General features: G+C 62.0%; 18 protein-coding genes. 8 read left to right on the plus strand and 10 right to left on the minus strand.

Going from position 1 to position 14342, the window contains the following annotated elements; all coding sequences use genetic code 11:
• Positions 1 to 10 precede the first annotated feature (10 nt).
• Positions 11 to 862, plus strand: coding sequence for a carbon-nitrogen hydrolase family protein (locus tag IWW33_RS16040; RefSeq protein WP_115273943.1), 852 nt, complete (start codon positions 11 to 13; stop codon positions 860 to 862).
• Positions 863 to 864: 2 nt separating this feature from the next.
• Positions 865 to 2304 (plus strand): metalloprotease TldD, encoded by a 1440-nt coding sequence (gene tldD / locus IWW33_RS16045; RefSeq protein ID WP_012316087.1) that lies wholly within the window; start codon positions 865 to 867, stop codon positions 2302 to 2304.
• A 41-nt stretch (positions 2305 to 2345) separates the two neighbouring features.
• On the opposite strand, the gene yjgA is transcribed toward tldD, so the two are convergent.
• Complete coding sequence (yjgA, locus tag IWW33_RS16050; protein ID WP_012316086.1) at positions 2346 to 2867, minus strand: ribosome biogenesis factor YjgA; 522 nt, start codon at positions 2865 to 2867, stop codon at positions 2346 to 2348.
• Positions 2868 to 3022: 155 nt separating this feature from the next.
• Here yjgA and pmbA point away from each other — a divergent pair, with 155 nt between their 5' ends.
• The 6 genes from pmbA to IWW33_RS16080 all read left to right on the plus strand — a co-directional run bounded on the left by pmbA (position 3023) and on the right by IWW33_RS16080 (position 8273).
• Positions 3023 to 4369 (plus strand): metalloprotease PmbA, encoded by a 1347-nt coding sequence (pmbA, locus tag IWW33_RS16055; RefSeq protein ID WP_046784450.1) that lies wholly within the window; start codon positions 3023 to 3025, stop codon positions 4367 to 4369.
• A gap of 126 nt (positions 4370 to 4495) precedes the next feature.
• Complete coding sequence (locus IWW33_RS16060; RefSeq protein ID WP_080952054.1) at positions 4496 to 4897, plus strand: FagA protein; 402 nt, start codon at positions 4496 to 4498, stop codon at positions 4895 to 4897.
• Positions 4890 to 6266, plus strand: a complete 1377-nt coding sequence (locus IWW33_RS16065) for a class II fumarate hydratase (RefSeq protein ID WP_196914297.1) — start codon at positions 4890 to 4892, stop codon at positions 6264 to 6266. The genes IWW33_RS16060 and IWW33_RS16065 overlap by 8 nt, the downstream gene beginning before the upstream one ends.
• A gap of 27 nt (positions 6267 to 6293) precedes the next feature.
• On the plus strand, positions 6294 to 6755 hold the full coding sequence (locus IWW33_RS16070) for a hypothetical protein (RefSeq protein WP_115273945.1): 462 nt from the start codon (positions 6294 to 6296) through the stop codon (positions 6753 to 6755).
• 1 nt (position 6756) lies between these two features.
• Entirely contained in the window at positions 6757 to 7368 is a 612-nt protein-coding gene (locus IWW33_RS16075) for a superoxide dismutase (protein ID WP_046784447.1), read from the plus strand.
• A gap of 11 nt (positions 7369 to 7379) precedes the next feature.
• Positions 7380 to 8273: a ZIP family metal transporter gene (locus tag IWW33_RS16080; RefSeq protein WP_039602462.1), complete on the plus strand. Its 894-nt coding sequence runs from the start codon at positions 7380 to 7382 to the stop codon at positions 8271 to 8273.
• 43 nt (positions 8274 to 8316) lie between these two features.
• Here IWW33_RS16080 and IWW33_RS16085 read toward each other — a convergent pair whose 3' ends face one another.
• The 9 genes from IWW33_RS16085 to IWW33_RS16125 form a co-directional block, all read right to left on the minus strand.
• Positions 8317 to 8589 (minus strand): HPr family phosphocarrier protein, encoded by a 273-nt coding sequence (locus IWW33_RS16085; RefSeq protein WP_046784446.1) that lies wholly within the window; start codon positions 8587 to 8589, stop codon positions 8317 to 8319.
• Positions 8590 to 8609: 20 nt separating this feature from the next.
• Complete coding sequence (gene rapZ / locus IWW33_RS16090) at positions 8610 to 9464, minus strand: RNase adapter RapZ (RefSeq protein WP_012316078.1); 855 nt, start codon at positions 9462 to 9464, stop codon at positions 8610 to 8612.
• Between the two features lie 2 nt (positions 9465 to 9466).
• A complete protein-coding gene (gene ptsN, locus IWW33_RS16095) occupies positions 9467 to 9931 on the minus strand; it encodes a PTS IIA-like nitrogen regulatory protein PtsN (RefSeq protein ID WP_039602459.1) in 465 nt (154 codons plus the stop codon).
• 11 nt (positions 9932 to 9942) lie between these two features.
• Positions 9943 to 10251 (minus strand): ribosome-associated translation inhibitor RaiA, encoded by a 309-nt coding sequence (gene raiA / locus IWW33_RS16100; protein ID WP_012316076.1) that lies wholly within the window; start codon positions 10249 to 10251, stop codon positions 9943 to 9945.
• A 79-nt stretch (positions 10252 to 10330) separates the two neighbouring features.
• Positions 10331 to 11824, minus strand: a complete 1494-nt coding sequence (locus IWW33_RS16105) for an RNA polymerase factor sigma-54 (RefSeq protein ID WP_039602457.1) — start codon at positions 11822 to 11824, stop codon at positions 10331 to 10333.
• 174 nt (positions 11825 to 11998) lie between these two features.
• Entirely contained in the window at positions 11999 to 12724 is a 726-nt protein-coding gene (gene lptB / locus IWW33_RS16110; protein ID WP_046784445.1) for an LPS export ABC transporter ATP-binding protein, read from the minus strand.
• Positions 12725 to 13249, minus strand: coding sequence for a lipopolysaccharide transport periplasmic protein LptA (gene lptA / locus IWW33_RS16115; RefSeq protein ID WP_012316073.1), 525 nt, complete (start codon positions 13247 to 13249; stop codon positions 12725 to 12727).
• Entirely contained in the window at positions 13236 to 13808 is a 573-nt protein-coding gene (gene lptC / locus IWW33_RS16120) for an LPS export ABC transporter periplasmic protein LptC (RefSeq protein WP_039604820.1), read from the minus strand. The genes lptA and lptC overlap by 14 nt, the downstream gene beginning before the upstream one ends.
• 7 nt (positions 13809 to 13815) lie before the next feature.
• Positions 13816 to 14340 (minus strand): HAD family hydrolase, encoded by a 525-nt coding sequence (locus IWW33_RS16125; protein WP_039604821.1) that lies wholly within the window; start codon positions 14338 to 14340, stop codon positions 13816 to 13818.
• Positions 14341 to 14342: the final 2 nt, after the last annotated feature.

Consider the following 14342-nt stretch of genomic DNA (forward strand, 5'->3'; position numbering starts at 1 on the left):
AGGAGTGCCCATGAAGGTAGCGGTCATCCAGATGGTCAGCCAGGACGATGTGCTGGCCAACTTGCAGCGTGCGGGTACCTTGCTGGAACAGGCGGCATTCGGCGGCGCGAGGCTGGCGGTGCTGCCAGAAAATTTCGCCGCCATGGGGCGCAAGGACGCCGCTGCGCTCGGCCGGGCCGAGGCGCTGGGTGAGGGGCCGATACTGCCCTGGTTGAAACGCACGGCCCGCGACCTCAGATTATGGATTGTTGCCGGCACCTTGCCGCTGCCACCTGCCGATCAGCCTGATGCCAAGGCGCATGCCTGCTCGCTTTTGATCGACGAGCACGGCGAGGTGGTGGCGCGCTACGACAAGCTGCACCTGTTCGATGTGGACGTGGCCGATAACCGCGGCCGTTACCGTGAATCCGACGACTATGCCCATGGCGCGCAAGTGGTGGTGGCCGACACGCCGGCAGGGCGCCTTGGCTTGAGCGTCTGCTACGACCTGCGTTTCCCGGAACTGTACAGCGCGCTGCGCAGTGCCGGCGCGCAACTGATTACGGCACCTGCGGCATTTACTGCGGTCACAGGCGCGGCGCACTGGGAAGTGCTGATTCGTGCCCGGGCGATCGAAACACAGTGCTATGTGCTGGCCGCAGCGCAGGGCGGTACCCATCCAGGCCCGCGGGAGACCTATGGGCACGCGGCGATCGTCGACCCCTGGGGGCGGATCGTCGCCGAACAGGCGCAGGGCGAAGCGGTATTGCTCGCCGAGCGCGACAGTGATGAACAAGCGTCCATTCGGGCGCGCATGCCGGTTGCCTCGCACCGGCGCTTTTTTTCGCAGGACGCCTTGCGGCCTGCGCACACCTCGGAGTGACTATGAGCCAGATGTTATCCACCGTCAGCGAGCAGCTCCTGGCCCCAGGCGGACTGACCCTGGACAGCCTGCAGGCTGTACTGGGCGAGTTGGCCGGGCCGGGCATCGACGCCGCCGACCTGTACTTCCAGGGCCAGATCTCGGAAACCTGGGCGCTGGAGGACGGCATTGTCAAAGAGGGCAGCTTCAACCTTGACCAGGGCGTGGGCGTGCGTGCCCAGTCGGGTGAGAAAACCGGTTTCGCCTACAGCAACGCGATCAACCTCGAGGCTCTGACTTCGGCAGCCCGTGCGGCGCGTTCGATTTCCCGCGCCGGCCAGAATGGCACTGTCCAGGCGTTCCGCAGCCAGGACGTGACGGCCCTGTATGCCCCGGACAACCCGCTGGACGTGCTCAGCCGTGCTGAAAAGGTCGAGCTGCTCAAACGTGTCGATGCCGCCACGCGGGCGCTCGACCCGCGTATCCAGCAGGTCAGCGTGAGCATGGCCGGGGTTTGGGAGCGCATTCTGATTGCTGCGGCCGACGGCAGCCTGGCCGCTGACGTGCGGCCGCTGGTGCGCTTCAACGTCAGTGTCATCGTCGAGCAAAATGGTCGGCGCGAACGGGGCGGGCAGGGCGGCGGCGGGCGTACCGACTACCGCTTCTTCACCGAGGAACGGGTCATGGGTTATGCCCGTGAGGCGCTGCGCCAGGCCTTGGTGAACCTGGAGGCCATTCCTGCGCCAGCTGGTACCTTGCCGGTGGTGCTGGGTTCTGGTTGGTCGGGTGTGCTGTTGCATGAAGCGGTCGGTCACGGCCTGGAAGGCGACTTCAACCGTAAGGGCAGTTCGGCGTTCAGTGGCCGGATCGGCGAGAAGGTGGCTTCGAGCCTGTGCACTATCGTGGACGACGGCACCCTCGAGGGCCGCCGAGGCTCGCTGAGTGTCGACGACGAAGGTACGCCGACCGAATGCACCACGCTGATCGAGAACGGCGTGCTCAAGGGCTACATGCAGGACAAACTCAATGCACGCCTGATGGGGATGGCCGTGACCGGTAACGGCCGCCGGGAATCCTATGCCCACCTGCCGATGCCACGCATGACCAACACCTACATGCGTGCCGGCGAAAGCGACCCGCAGGAAATCATCGCCTCGGTGAAGAAAGGCATCTACTGCGCCAACCTTGGCGGTGGCCAGGTGGACATCACCAGCGGCAAGTTCGTGTTCTCCACCAGCGAAGCCTATCTGATCGAAGACGGGAAAATCACCGCGCCGGTCAAGGGCGCGACGCTGATCGGCAACGGGCCCGAGGCCATGAGCCGAGTGTCGATGGTGGGTAACGATCTTGCGTTGGACAGCGGTGTGGGCACGTGCGGCAAGGATGGGCAATCGGTGCCGGTAGGGGTTGGCCAGCCGACCTTGAAGCTGGACGCGATCACCGTCGGTGGTACCGGCGCGTGATGCATGCCCCGGGGCTGCAGGGCAGCCCCAGGTGGCGGGGCTCAGCGCAGGCCGCGCTGAAGTTCGTCGAGGTCGCGGATGTACTTGAAGACCTTGCGTGCAGCGGCAGGCGGCTTGTTCCGCGCCTTTTCGTGCTGAGCGTGACGGATCAGCGAACGCAGTTGCTGACGGTCGGTGTCGGGGTATTCGTTGACGAAGCGTTCAAGGTCCTCGTCGTTACCGTCGATAAGGCGGTCCCGCCAGCGCTCCAGGTTGTGGAAGCGTTCGTTGTACTGGCGGCTGGAGCTGTCGATCTGCTCGAGCACCGCGTGGATGGCGTCCAGGTCCTGGTCGCGCATCAGTTTGCCGACGAACGACATATGCCGTTTGCGTGCGCCATGGGCGGTGTGCTTGCAGGCTTCGGCCAAGGCTTTGCGCAGCTCGTCGGTCAACGGCAGGCGCGCCAGGGTATCGGCCTTGACCGTGGTCAGGCGTTCGCCGAGTTCGACCAGCGCATGCAACTCGCGCTTGATCTGGGTTTTGCTTTTTTCGCCGTCGAAGGCGTCGTCGTATGAATCAACCATGGTGGCAGTCCGTTTAAGTTTTATGAAAAGTCGCCGCGCAGGCACTTTTCGTACAAGGCATAGAAATTGCCGCCATGATAACCACCCGGGGGCCGCTTGTCCGGCCCGGTCGTAGAATGACCCTCGCCGAACGCAGAATTTGAGTGGAGAAAACCATGAGTGCAGTCCAGAGCGTAGGCCCCAAGGACCTGCCAGCATTGCAGGAGCAGGTCGAAGCGATCATCGCCGAGGCGAGCCGGCAGGGTGCCAGCGCCTGCGAAGTGGCAGTATCGCTGGAGCAGGGCTTGTCCACCACGGTGCGCCAGCGTGAGGTCGAGACGGTAGAGTTCAACCGCGACCAAGGCTTTGGCATCACCCTCTATGTCGGCCAGCGCAAGGGCTCGGCCAGCACCTCGGCCAGTGGGCCGGAGGCTATTCGCGAAACCGTTGCCGCCGCCCTGGCCATTGCCAGGCACACCTCCGAAGACGAGTGCTCGGGGCTGGCTGATGCGGCACTGATGGCGCGCGAGATCCCTGACCTGGACCTTTACCATGACTGGGATCTGGAGCCCGAGAAAGCCATCGAGATGGCGCTGGCCTGCGAGGCTGCGGCGTTTGACGCTGACCCGCGCATTCTCAACGCCGATGGCACCACCCTCAATACCCACCAGGGCTGCCGTGTATATGGCAACAGCCATGGCTTCATCGGTGGCTACGCATCGACCCGGCACAGCCTGAGCTGCGTGATGATCGCTGAAGGTGAAGGCCAGATGCAGCGTGATTACTGGTATGACGTCAACCGCCAGGGCCACCTGTTGGCCGACCCGCGCAGCATTGGCCAGCGCGCGGCACAGCGAGCAGCCAGCCGACTCGGTGCGCGTCCGGTCAAGACATGCGAAGTGCCGGTGCTGTTCTCCGCCGAGCTGGCGGGTGGTCTGTTCGGCAGCTTCCTGTCGGCCATTTCTGGTGGCAACCTGTACCGCAAGTCGTCGTTCCTCGATGGTGCCATTGGCCAGCGTCTGTTCCCCAGCTGGCTGACGCTGGACGAGCGCCCGCATATTCCGCGTGCCCTTGGCAGCGCGGCATTCGACGGTGATGGCTTGGCGACTTATGCCAAGCCGTTTGTCGATAAAGGGGAGCTGGTGTCTTACCTGCTGGGCACCTATTCCGGTCGCAAGCTCGGCTTGCCAAGCACGGCCAACTCCGGTGGCGTGCATAATCTGTATGTCACCCATGGCATCGAAGATCAGGCGGCACTGATCCGGCGCATGGGGCGCGGTTTGCTGGTGACTGAGCTGATGGGCCATGGCCTGAACATGGTCACGGGCGACTACTCGCGGGGTGCCGCAGGTTTCTGGGTTGAGAATGGCGAGATCCAGCATGCGGTGCAGGAAGTGACGATTGCCGGCAATATGAAGGACATGTTCCAGCAGATTGTCGCGATTGGCAGCGATCTTGAAACCCGCAGCAATATTCACACCGGCTCGGTGTTGATCGAGCGGATGACCGTTGCAGGTAGCTGAGTTGCTTGAGCGTTAAGCAAAACCTAAAAGCCCGGCCACTGTGCCGGGTTTTTATTTGCTCAATCCGCGCTTGAAGTGATTACGTTTATCATTTAATAATGAATATCATTACCCAAAGCTTTGGTGATGATGTTCATGAAACCTGTCCTGCGCGAACTGCCCTACCTGGAAAACTGGCGCTGGCTCAGCCGGCGCATCCGCTGCGCGCTCGAACCCGACGAGCCGCGCCTGATCGAGCACTACCTTGCCGAAGGCCGCTACCTGGTGTGCTGCACGGATACCTCGCCATGGACGGTGGCTCTGACTTCCTTCCGCCTGCTGCTGGATACCGCTTGCGATCGCATGCTGCCATGGCATTGGCGTTGCCAGTGCCTGGACCAGGCCTGGCGCCCTCTGCTTGAACTGCGCAACCTGGACCGCCGCGAACAGAACCAGCGCTGGCAACCCTACGCTCTGCAACTGGCCAATTGCCGGTTGCTGCCGTCCATTTCCCCCGATGAACTGATGCAAGGATTTGATGATGAGTGATACCCGTATCGAGCGTGACAGCATGGGTGAACTGCAAGTGCCGGCCCAGGCCCTGTACGGCGCCCAGACCCAGCGCGCGGTCGACAATTTCCCGATCAGCGGTCAGCGTATGCCGGCCCAGTTCATTCGTGCCCTGCTGCTGGCCAAGGCTGCGGCAGCCAAGGCCAACATCGAGCTTGAGCAAATTTCCGCCGCCCAGGGCCAAGCCATCGTCAAGGCGGTCGAGCAGCTGCTTGCCGAGGACTTCATCCAGCACTTCCCGGTGGACGTGTACCAGACTGGCTCCGGCACCAGCTCGAACATGAATGCCAACGAGGTGATCGCCACCTTGGCCAGCCGCCTGCTCGGTGAGCCGGTCAATGCCAACGACCACGTCAACTGTGGCCAGAGCAGCAACGACATCATCCCGACCACCATCCACGTCAGTGCCGCACTGGCGCTGCATGAGCAGTTGCTGCCCGCCCTGGCTCACCTGGCTCAGGTGATCGAAGCCAAATCGGTGCAGGTGCATCAGTACGTGAAGACTGGCCGTACCCACCTGATGGATGCCATGCCGGTGCGCATGAGCCAGGTGCTCGATGGCTGGGCAGCACAGATCAACGGCGCCAAGGCGTATATCGAAGCGACCTTGCCGAGCCTGCAGGCCCTGGCCCAGGGTGGCACTGCCGTGGGCACCGGGATCAACGCCCACCCGCAGTTCGCCGCAGGCTTTGCCCGTCAGCTGAGCGGCCTCACCCAGGTCGAGTTCACCCAAGGACCGAACCTGTTCGCCCTGATCGGCTCCCAGGACACCGCCGTGGCGCTGTCCGGCCAGCTCAAGACCACAGCCGTGGCACTCATGAAAATCGCCAACGACCTGCGCTGGATGAACTCCGGCCCGCTCGCCGGCCTCGGTGAAATCGAACTGCAAGGCCTGCAGCCTGGCTCCTCGATCATGCCGGGCAAGGTCAACCCGGTGATCCCGGAAGCCACCGCCATGGTTGCCGCCCAGGTGATCGGCAACGACGCGACCATCGCCGTTGCCGGCCAGTCGGGCAACTTCGAGCTCAACGTGATGCTGCCGGTGATTGCCCGCAACCTGCTGGAGAGTATCGAGCTGATGGCCAATGCCAGCCGCCTGCTGGCCGACAAGGCCATCGCCAGCTTCAAGGTCAACGAGAACAAGCTCAAGGAAGCCCTGGCGCGCAACCCGATCCTGGTCACCGCGCTGAACCCGATCATCGGCTATCTCAAGGCCGCCGAGATCGCCAAGACCGCCTACAAGCAGGGCCGGCCGATCATCGACGTGGCGCTGGAGCATACCGACCTGTCGCGCGATCAGCTCGAGGCGCTGCTGGACCCGGAAAAACTCACCGCTGGGGGCATCTGACCCGCGTCATCGCCCAGGAGACGTGTCATGCAGCACTGGAAACGCACCACCGAGGCCGCCAATCGCCTGTTCGAACAGGGCGAGCTGGTCGATGCCCGGGAACTCTACCTGCAAGCCCTGGCTCTGGCCCAGGTGCTATTGGAGCGCTGGCATGACGTCGACGAAGCGGTGGCGGCGTTCGTCGTCGCCCATCACAACCTGGCCGACCTGCACCTGCGCCTGAACCAGCCGCAGGAGAGCGTCGACTACCTGTGCGCCGCTCACCAGCGCCTGCTCCAGGCCAGCCAGCAAGCGCGTTTGCCGCAGGCGCTGCGTGATGCCGCGCTGCGCCACAGCGGGCGCACTTACACCCAATTGCTGAGCTTCATTGCCGAGTACGGCCAGTATCCGCGCACCGAGCGTCTGCTCGATCGCCAGGCGCCCTTGGCCAGTGAACTGGCTGCCCAGCCGGACCTGCCGCCCACAACCCAAGCTTACGGAATCCATTGATATGCCTCATACCTTGCCTGCATTGCCCTATGCCTACGATGCGCTGGAACCGAACATCGATACCCAGACCATGGAAATCCACCACACCAAGCACCACCAGACCTACGTCAACGGCCTCAACGCCGCGGTCGAAGGTACCGAGTGGGCTGAATGGCCGGTTGAAAAGCTGGTTGCTGCGGTCAAGCAGTTGCCGGAGAACCTGCGAGGCGCGGTGACCAACCATGGGGGTGGTCACGCCAACCATTCGCTGTTCTGGAAGGTCATGTCGCCCACAGGCGGCGGCCAGCCACAGGGCCTGGTGGCCAAGGCCATCGAGGCTGAACTGGGTGGTTTCGAGGCGTTCAAGGAAGCTTTCACCAAAGCTGCGCTGACCCGCTTCGGCAGCGGCTGGGCCTGGCTCAGCGTGACCCCTGAGCAGAAACTCGTGGTGGAAAGCAGCGGCAACCAGGACAGCCCACTGATGCATGGCAACACACCGATCCTCGGCCTGGATGTGTGGGAGCATGCCTACTACTTGAAGTACCAGAACCGTCGCCCGGAATACATTGGGGCTTTCTACAACGTAATTGACTGGGCCGAAGTGGAACGTCGTTATCTCGAAGCCAGCCAGTGAGTCGGACCGGTATGCGCTCAGAGGTGATGTCGGTCAGTAGTGTGCGCCTGTTCCGGCTGGCGCTGGGTACTTTGCTGCTCTTGGTTGGCACAGCCCTGCTGGTGGCCCGGGGCATCGCCTGGCTGGACCTGGACCCACGCATGTTGCGTGCCCTTGAGGGCGGCGCATTGTGCGCGCTGGGAACAGCGCTGGGCGCGGTACCGGTGCTGGTGATTCGCAACATGCCGGTGGCCCTGGCCGATACCTTATTGGGTTTCGGGGCCGGTGTGATGCTGGCGGCCACCGCTTTCTCGCTGATCATCCCTGGGCTGGATGCCGCTCAGTCCATAGGTTTCAGCCCTTGGGGCGCGGGAGGCCTGATCAGTGCCGGTTTACTGTTCGGTGCGATGTGCCTGTTCGTGGTCGATCTGAAAGTCTCGGGTGCTTCGCCCGAGGCCTTGGTCGGCAACGAGAGGCAGCCGGTGATCGCGGCGCGAATCTGGCTGTTCGTGATCGCCATCATCGCCCACAACATTCCTGAAGGCATGGCTATCGGTGTGTCGGCGGGCGGTGGCATGGCCGACGCTGACAGCCTGGCCATGGGTATCGCCTTGCAGGATGTACCCGAAGGGTTGGTCATTGCGCTGGTGCTGGCAGGGGCGGGGATGCCGCGGTTCAAGGCGTTTCTGATCGGTGCCGCGTCGGGGTTGGTGGAGCCACTGGCAGCGGTGATCTGTGCCTGGCTGGTGAATGTCGCCGAATTGCTGCTACCGCTGGGCCTGGCCTGCGCGGCAGGGGCGATGTTGTTGGTGGTGACCCAGGAAATCATCCCCGAGTCGCGCAGCAATGGGCATCACCGTTTGGCCAGCCTCGGGCTGTGCGTGGGTTTTTGCCTGATGATGGTGATGGATACGGCGATGTCTTGAATTGGCATTGCCGGCGATGAGGCCAGCCTGGATTTGGGGTGGCTTATTCGCCTTCGTCGAAGTAGTTGTTGATCAACGCTACCAGCGCTTCCAGCGCATCGTTGTCCTGCTCACCCTCGGTGTGCAGGTGCACCTGGGTGCCTTTGCCTGCCGCCAACATCATCACGGCCATGATGCTCTTGCCGTCCACCAGCTTGTCGGGTGCGCGGCCCACCCGCACCTGGCAGGGGAAGCGCCCGGCTACGCCGACGAACTTGGCGGCCGCCCGGGCATGCAGGCCCAACTTGTTGATGATGGTGATTTCGCGGGCGGGCATCGTGGTGCGGATCCTGTGGGCTAGAGGTCGCGGTGGCGGACCTGGACGTTTTTCAAGGACTGTTGCAGCAGCTGGCCGAGGCGCTCGGTGATGTACACCGAGCGGTGGTGGCCACCTGTGCAGCCAATGGCGATGGTGACGTAGGCGCGGTTGCTGGCGGCAAAGCGGGGCAGCCATTTGAGCAGGTAGGTCGAGATATCGGTAAACATCTCTTCGACATCCGGCTGCGCGGCAAGGTAATCGATAACCGGCTGATCCAGGCCAGAATGCTCACGCAGTTCGGGCTTCCAGTAAGGGTTGGGCAGGCAGCGTACATCGAAAACCAAGTCTGCATCGACCGGCATGCCACGCTTGAAGCCGAACGATTCGACCAGGAATGCGGTGCCGGGCTCAGGTTGATTGAGCAGGCGCAACTTGATCGAGTCGCGCAGTTGGTAAAGGTTGAGGCTGGTAGTGTCGATCTTCAGGTCGGCGAGGTCGGAGATTGGCCCCAACAGTTCGCTTTCCACGCGGATCGCTTCGGCCAGTGAGCGATCTGCATTTGTCAGCGGATGACGCCGGCGCGTTTCGGAGAAACGCTTGAGCAGCGTGTCCTCGTCGGCGTCGAGAAACAGCACATCGCACTGGATATGGCGGCCACGCGCTTCGGCGAGCAGTTCGGGGAAGCGTGACAGGTGGCTGGGCAGGTTGCGGGCATCAATGGACACTGCCACTTTCGGTTGCAGCAACTCTGTATGGATCAACGCGTTTTCCGCCAGCTGCGGCAGTAAACCGGCAGGCAGGTTATCGATACAGTAAAAGCCGTTGTCTTCCAGCACGTCGAGGGCGGTACTCTTGCCGGAGCCGGACCGGCCGCTGACGATGATCAGGCGCATGTTCAGTGCTCGTTCTGTGCGTCCAGGACTACCTGGTACAGGGCCTCGCTGCTGTTGGCGGCACGCAGGCGCTCGCGAACTTCCTTGCGATCCAGCATGCTGGCGATCTGGCGCAGCAGTTCCAGATGGGCGTCGGTGGCAGCCTCCGGCACCAGAAGGATGAACAGCAGGTCGACTGGCGCGCCATCGATGGCGTCATAGTCGATCGGAGCATCCAGGTGCAGCAGGGCACTGACGGGAGAGGTGCAGCCTTCGAGCCGGCAGTGAGGTATGGCGATGCCATTGCCGAAGCCTGTGGAACCGAGCTTTTCACGAGCGATCAGCTTTTCGAAGACGTCTTGCATCTCCAGCTCGGGTATTTGATCGGCAATCAGATTGGCGACCTTTTCCAAGGCGCGCTTCTTACTGCCACCCGGCACGTTCACCAGGGAACGGCCGGGGGTCAGGATGGTTTCAAGTCGGATCATGGATGAGGGGATCAGCGGGCGGCTGCACCTTGCAGCAGGCTTTGCTGTTTTTCCTTGTGTTTTTTCAGTTGGCGGTCGAGCTTGTCGGCCAAGGCATCGATCGCTGCATACATGTCTTCGTGTTCGGCGTTGGCAACCACTTCACCGCCTGGAATCTGCAGGATCGCTTCGACCTTCTGCTGCAGCTTCTCGACTTTCATGATGACCTGCACGTTGGTGATCTTGTCGAAGTGACTCTCCACCCGGGCGAGCTTTTCAAGCACGTAATCGCGCAGCGGCTCGGTGACTTCTACATGCTGTCCACTGATATTGACTTGCATACAGCTTCTCCTTTGTTGCCCGTGCATAAAGAGGCAGGTCTTGCACCTGCCCCACAAACGCTGTGGCAGATCCGAGGGGCTACATCAGTCGCTTGCGTTCGCTCGACGGTGCGATGCCGAGAGACTCGCGGTATTTGGCGACGGTGCGACGGGCTACCTGGATGCCTTGTGCCTCCAGTAAACCAGCGATCTTGCTGTCACTCAATGGCTTTTTCTGATTTTCCGCCGCAACCAGTTTCTTGATGATCGCGCGGATTGCCGTGGACGAGCATTCTCCGCCCTCGGAGGTGCTGACGTGGCTTGAGAAAAAGTATTTCAGTTCGTAGATGCCGCGTGGCGTGTGCATGAATTTCTGCGTGGTCACCCGCGAGATGGTCGACTCGTGCATGCCCACGGCTTCGGCGATGTCATGCAGTACCAGGGGTTTCATTGCCTCGTCGCCGTGGTCCAGGAAACCGCGCTGATGCTCGACGATCTGTGTGGCGACTTTCATCAGTGTTTCATTGCGGCTTTGCAGGCTCTTGATGAACCAGCGTGCTTCCTGCAACTGGTTGCGCATGAAGGTGTTGTCGGCGCTGGTGTCGGCCCGGCGGACGAAGCCGGCATATTGCGGGTTGACCCGCAGACGCGGGATCGCTTCCTGGTTCAGTTCGACCAGCCAGCGATCGCTGTCCTTGCGCACGATGACATCGGGCACCACGTATTCCGGCTCACTGGACTCGATTTGCGATCCCGGGCGCGGGTTGAGGCTCTGAACCAGCTCGATGACCTGGCGCAGCTCGTCTTCCTTGAGCTTCATGCGGCGCATCAGCTGGCTGTAGTCACGCCCGCCGAGCAGGTCGATGAACTCGGTGACCAGGCGCTTGGCCTCGGCCATCCATGGTGTGCTGGCCGGAAGTTGGCGCAGTTGCAGCAACAGGCACTCGCCCAGGTTGCGTGCGCCGACGCCTGCAGGCTCGAACTGCTGGATACGGTGCAGCACCGCTTCGACTTCGTCCAGTTCGATATCCAGCTCCGGATCGAAACCGGCGCAGATCTCTTCGATCGTGTCTTCCAGATAACCTTGGCCGTTGATGCTGTCGATAAGGGTGACTGCGATCAGGCGGTCGGTATCGGACATCGGTGCCAGGTTCAGCTGCCACAGCAGGTGGCTTTGCAGGCTTTCGCCGGCTGATGTGCGGGTGGTGAAGTCCCACTCGTCGTCATCGTTGCTCGGCAGGCTGCTGGCGCTGGTCTGGTAGATGTCTTCCCAGGCCGTGTCGACCGGAAGCTCATTGGGGATGCGCTCGTTCCACTCACCGTCTTCCAGGGTCTCGGCACTGGCGGTGCTTTCCTGAAAGCTGTTGTCCTGGACTTCGGCGGCCGGCTTGCTCTCGGCGTTATCCGCCATCGGGTCGCTGTTGTCGAAGTCTTCGCCGTCTTCCTGACGTTCGAGCATCGGATTGGACTCCAGCGCTTCCTGGATTTCCTGCTGAAGGTCCAGGGTAGAGAGCTGGAGTAGGCGGATGGCCTGTTGCAACTGCGGGGTCATCGTCAGTTGCTGGCCCATTTTTAGGACGAGCGATGGTTTCATGGCAGGGGCTAATACCTTGTTCGCCGGCGCGCATGCGCCATCCACTACACGAGGGCGCCGGAGCGCCAATTTCAAGCAAGTTTTATGCCTTAAATTGTAGCGTTTGCCTAGAGCACTGTAACAACTTAAGCCCATTCAAGGCTGTAAAACCAGTGCTCCAGGCGCGTCCCTGAATCAGAGTCGGAACTCGTGACCCAGGTAAACTTCCTTGACCAGTTCGTTGGCCAGGATGGTCTGCGCATCGCCCTCGGCGATCAGTTGCCCGTCATTGACGATATAGGCGGTTTCGCAGATATCCAGGGTCTCGCGGACGTTGTGGTCGGTGATCAGTACGCCGATGCCCTTGGCCTTGAGGTGGTGGATGATCTGCTTGATGTCACCGACCGAAATGGGGTCGACGCCAGCGAAGGGTTCGTCCAGCAGGATGAACTTGGGGGCGGTTGCCAGGGCGCGTGCGATCTCGACACGGCGACGCTCGCCGCCGGAAAGGCTCATGCCGAGGTTGTCGCGGATGTGGCTGATGTGGAACTCCTGCAGCAGGCTTTCCAGCTCCTTGCGGCGGCCCTCACGGTCGAGCTCCTTGCGGGTCTCGAGGATGGCCATGATGTTGTCGGCCACCGACAGCTTGCGGAAGATCGAAGCTTCCTGCGGCAGGTAGCCGATGCCGGCGCGTGCGCGCCCGTGCATGGGCTGATGGCTGACATCGAGGTTGTCGATGAGCACGCGCCCCTGGTCGGCCTGGACCAGGCCGACGATCATGTAGAAGCAGGTCGTCTTGCCTGCGCCGTTGGGGCCTAGCAGGCCGACGATCTGGCCGCTGTCGATCGACAGGCTGACGTCACGCACGACTTGACGCCCTTTGTAGCTCTTGGCCAGGTGCTGGGCTTTGAGGGTTGCCATTTACTCGGCCTTCTTCTTCGGCTGGATCACCATGTCGATGCGCTGACGTGGCTGGGTCACGTTGCCGCCGCGACCGGCGGTCGCAACCTGGGACTTGGTGTTGTAGACGATCTTCTCGCCTTCGGTGGTGTTGCCTTCGTTTTCGACCTTGGCGCGGTCGGTGAGAATCACGGTGTCCTTTTGCGCCTGATACTGGATGGTCACGGCCCAGCCTTTCATCTTGTCAGGCTTGGCGGCGCTTTGCTGCTGCTCGAAATAGGCCAGGTTGCCCACCGAAGTGACCACGTCGATGTCACCGTTGGCGGCGCGGGTCATGGTCACGGTATTGCCTTTGATCATCATCGAGCCCTGAGTGATGATCACGTCACCGGTGTAGGTGGCTACGCCTTGCTTGTCGTCCAGGTGCGCGTTGTCGGCCTGGATGCGGATAGGCTGGTCACGGTCGGTCGGCAGGGCGAAGGCGCTCGCGCTTCCCAGTGCTGCGCTCAGGCTGAGCAAAAGGGGGAGGGTTTTAACGAGCCTCATACTGTCCTCTTACGTTAGAGAGCAGGTCCATCCTGCCTTCTTTCAAATACGCTTTCATTCCTTTGCCCGTAGTTGTGCCACCGGCGCCGTCGATTCTAACGGCTTGCTCGGTCTGCGCATATTGCTTCTGCGGGAACACGGTCATGCGTGAGCTGGTAATGATGGTTTCACGCTGCTTCTCATCGGTGCGGGCCACGCGCACCTTGTCGATCAGTTCGACCTCGGTGCCGTCCGGGTTGACCTCGGCGCGCACGCTCTGTATGTGCCAGGGGTATTCGGTGCCGCGGTACATATGCAGGTCGGGCGTGGTCACCAGTGTGACCTCGGTGGCCTTGAGGTGTTCGACCTTGTCGGCGGTCATTTCATACTGCAGCTTGCCATCGGGCAAGAACTGTACGCTGTGGGCGTTGATCGCATAATAGTCGATCGCGCTTTCGTCGACCTGCGCTACCGGCTTGTCGAGGAAGCTCTCGGGGCTGACATTCCAGTAGCCTATTGCCGCCAGCAGGGCGGCGATCACCGCGAGCAGCGCAATATTGCGGGCTTTCTTGCTGAACATGGGCAACCTACAGGTAGTTGGCGTTGGCAGCGTCCAGGGTGCCCTGGGCCTGCATGATAAGCTCACAGAATTCGCGAGCGGCGCCCTCGCCGCCGCGTGCCTGGGTCACGCCGTCGGCATGCTGGCGAACGAAGGGCGCTGCATTGGCCACGGCGATACCCAGGCCGACCTTGCGAATGACCGGCAGGTCGGGCAGGTCGTCGCCCAGATAGGCGACCTGCTCATAGCTTAGGCCCAGTTCGGCGAGCAGGCCGTCGAGCACCACCAGTTTGTCTTCGCGGCCCTGAAACAGATGCGGGATGCCGAGGTTTTTTGCGCGACGCTCGACCACCGGGGTTTTGCGCCCGCTGATGATTGCCGTGGTCACGCCCGAAGCCATCAGCATCTTGATGCCTTGGCCGTCGAGGGTGTTGAACGTCTTGAATTCGCTGCCATCTTCGAGGAAGTAAAGGCGGCCATCGGTGAGCACACCGTCCACATCGAACACGGCAAGCTTGATGGCCTTGCCGCGCTGCATCAGGTTCTGGGTCATTT

It is taken from the genome of Pseudomonas sp. M2, assembly GCF_015751845.1.
GTDB classification, from domain to species: domain Bacteria; phylum Pseudomonadota; class Gammaproteobacteria; order Pseudomonadales; family Pseudomonadaceae; genus Aquipseudomonas; species Aquipseudomonas putida_E.

Excerpts from the sequence above, each read along its gene's own strand:
- lptC (WP_039604820.1), bottom strand. The coding sequence starts at position 13,808 with ATGTTCAGCAAGAAAGCCCGCAATATTGCGCTGCTCGCGGTGATCGCC.
- tldD (WP_012316087.1), top strand. The coding sequence starts at position 865 with ATGAGCCAGATGTTATCCACCGTCAGCGAGCAGCTCCTGGCCCCAGGC.
- IWW33_RS16085 (WP_046784446.1), bottom strand. The coding sequence starts at position 8,589 with ATGCCCGCCCGCGAAATCACCATCATCAACAAGTTGGGCCTGCATGCC.
- IWW33_RS16105 (WP_039602457.1), bottom strand. The coding sequence starts at position 11,824 with ATGAAACCATCGCTCGTCCTAAAAATGGGCCAGCAACTGACGATGACC.
- lptB (WP_046784445.1), bottom strand. The coding sequence starts at position 12,724 with ATGGCAACCCTCAAAGCCCAGCACCTGGCCAAGAGCTACAAAGGGCGT.
- IWW33_RS16070 (WP_115273945.1), top strand. The coding sequence starts at position 6,294 with ATGCAGCACTGGAAACGCACCACCGAGGCCGCCAATCGCCTGTTCGAA.
- yjgA (WP_012316086.1), bottom strand. The coding sequence starts at position 2,867 with ATGGTTGATTCATACGACGACGCCTTCGACGGCGAAAAAAGCAAAACC.
- IWW33_RS16060 (WP_080952054.1), top strand. The coding sequence starts at position 4,496 with ATGATGTTCATGAAACCTGTCCTGCGCGAACTGCCCTACCTGGAAAAC.
- pmbA (WP_046784450.1), top strand. The coding sequence starts at position 3,023 with ATGAGTGCAGTCCAGAGCGTAGGCCCCAAGGACCTGCCAGCATTGCAG.
- IWW33_RS16075 (WP_046784447.1), top strand. The coding sequence starts at position 6,757 with ATGCCTCATACCTTGCCTGCATTGCCCTATGCCTACGATGCGCTGGAA.
- IWW33_RS16065 (WP_196914297.1), top strand. The coding sequence starts at position 4,890 with ATGAGTGATACCCGTATCGAGCGTGACAGCATGGGTGAACTGCAAGTG.
- IWW33_RS16040 (WP_115273943.1), top strand. The coding sequence starts at position 11 with ATGAAGGTAGCGGTCATCCAGATGGTCAGCCAGGACGATGTGCTGGCC.
- IWW33_RS16080 (WP_039602462.1), top strand. The coding sequence starts at position 7,380 with ATGCGCTCAGAGGTGATGTCGGTCAGTAGTGTGCGCCTGTTCCGGCTG.
- rapZ (WP_012316078.1), bottom strand. The coding sequence starts at position 9,464 with ATGCGCCTGATCATCGTCAGCGGCCGGTCCGGCTCCGGCAAGAGTACC.
- IWW33_RS16125 (WP_039604821.1), bottom strand. The coding sequence starts at position 14,340 with ATGACCCAGAACCTGATGCAGCGCGGCAAGGCCATCAAGCTTGCCGTG.
- ptsN (WP_039602459.1), bottom strand. The coding sequence starts at position 9,931 with ATGATCCGACTTGAAACCATCCTGACCCCCGGCCGTTCCCTGGTGAAC.
- lptA (WP_012316073.1), bottom strand. The coding sequence starts at position 13,249 with ATGAGGCTCGTTAAAACCCTCCCCCTTTTGCTCAGCCTGAGCGCAGCA.
- raiA (WP_012316076.1), bottom strand. The coding sequence starts at position 10,251 with ATGCAAGTCAATATCAGTGGACAGCATGTAGAAGTCACCGAGCCGCTG.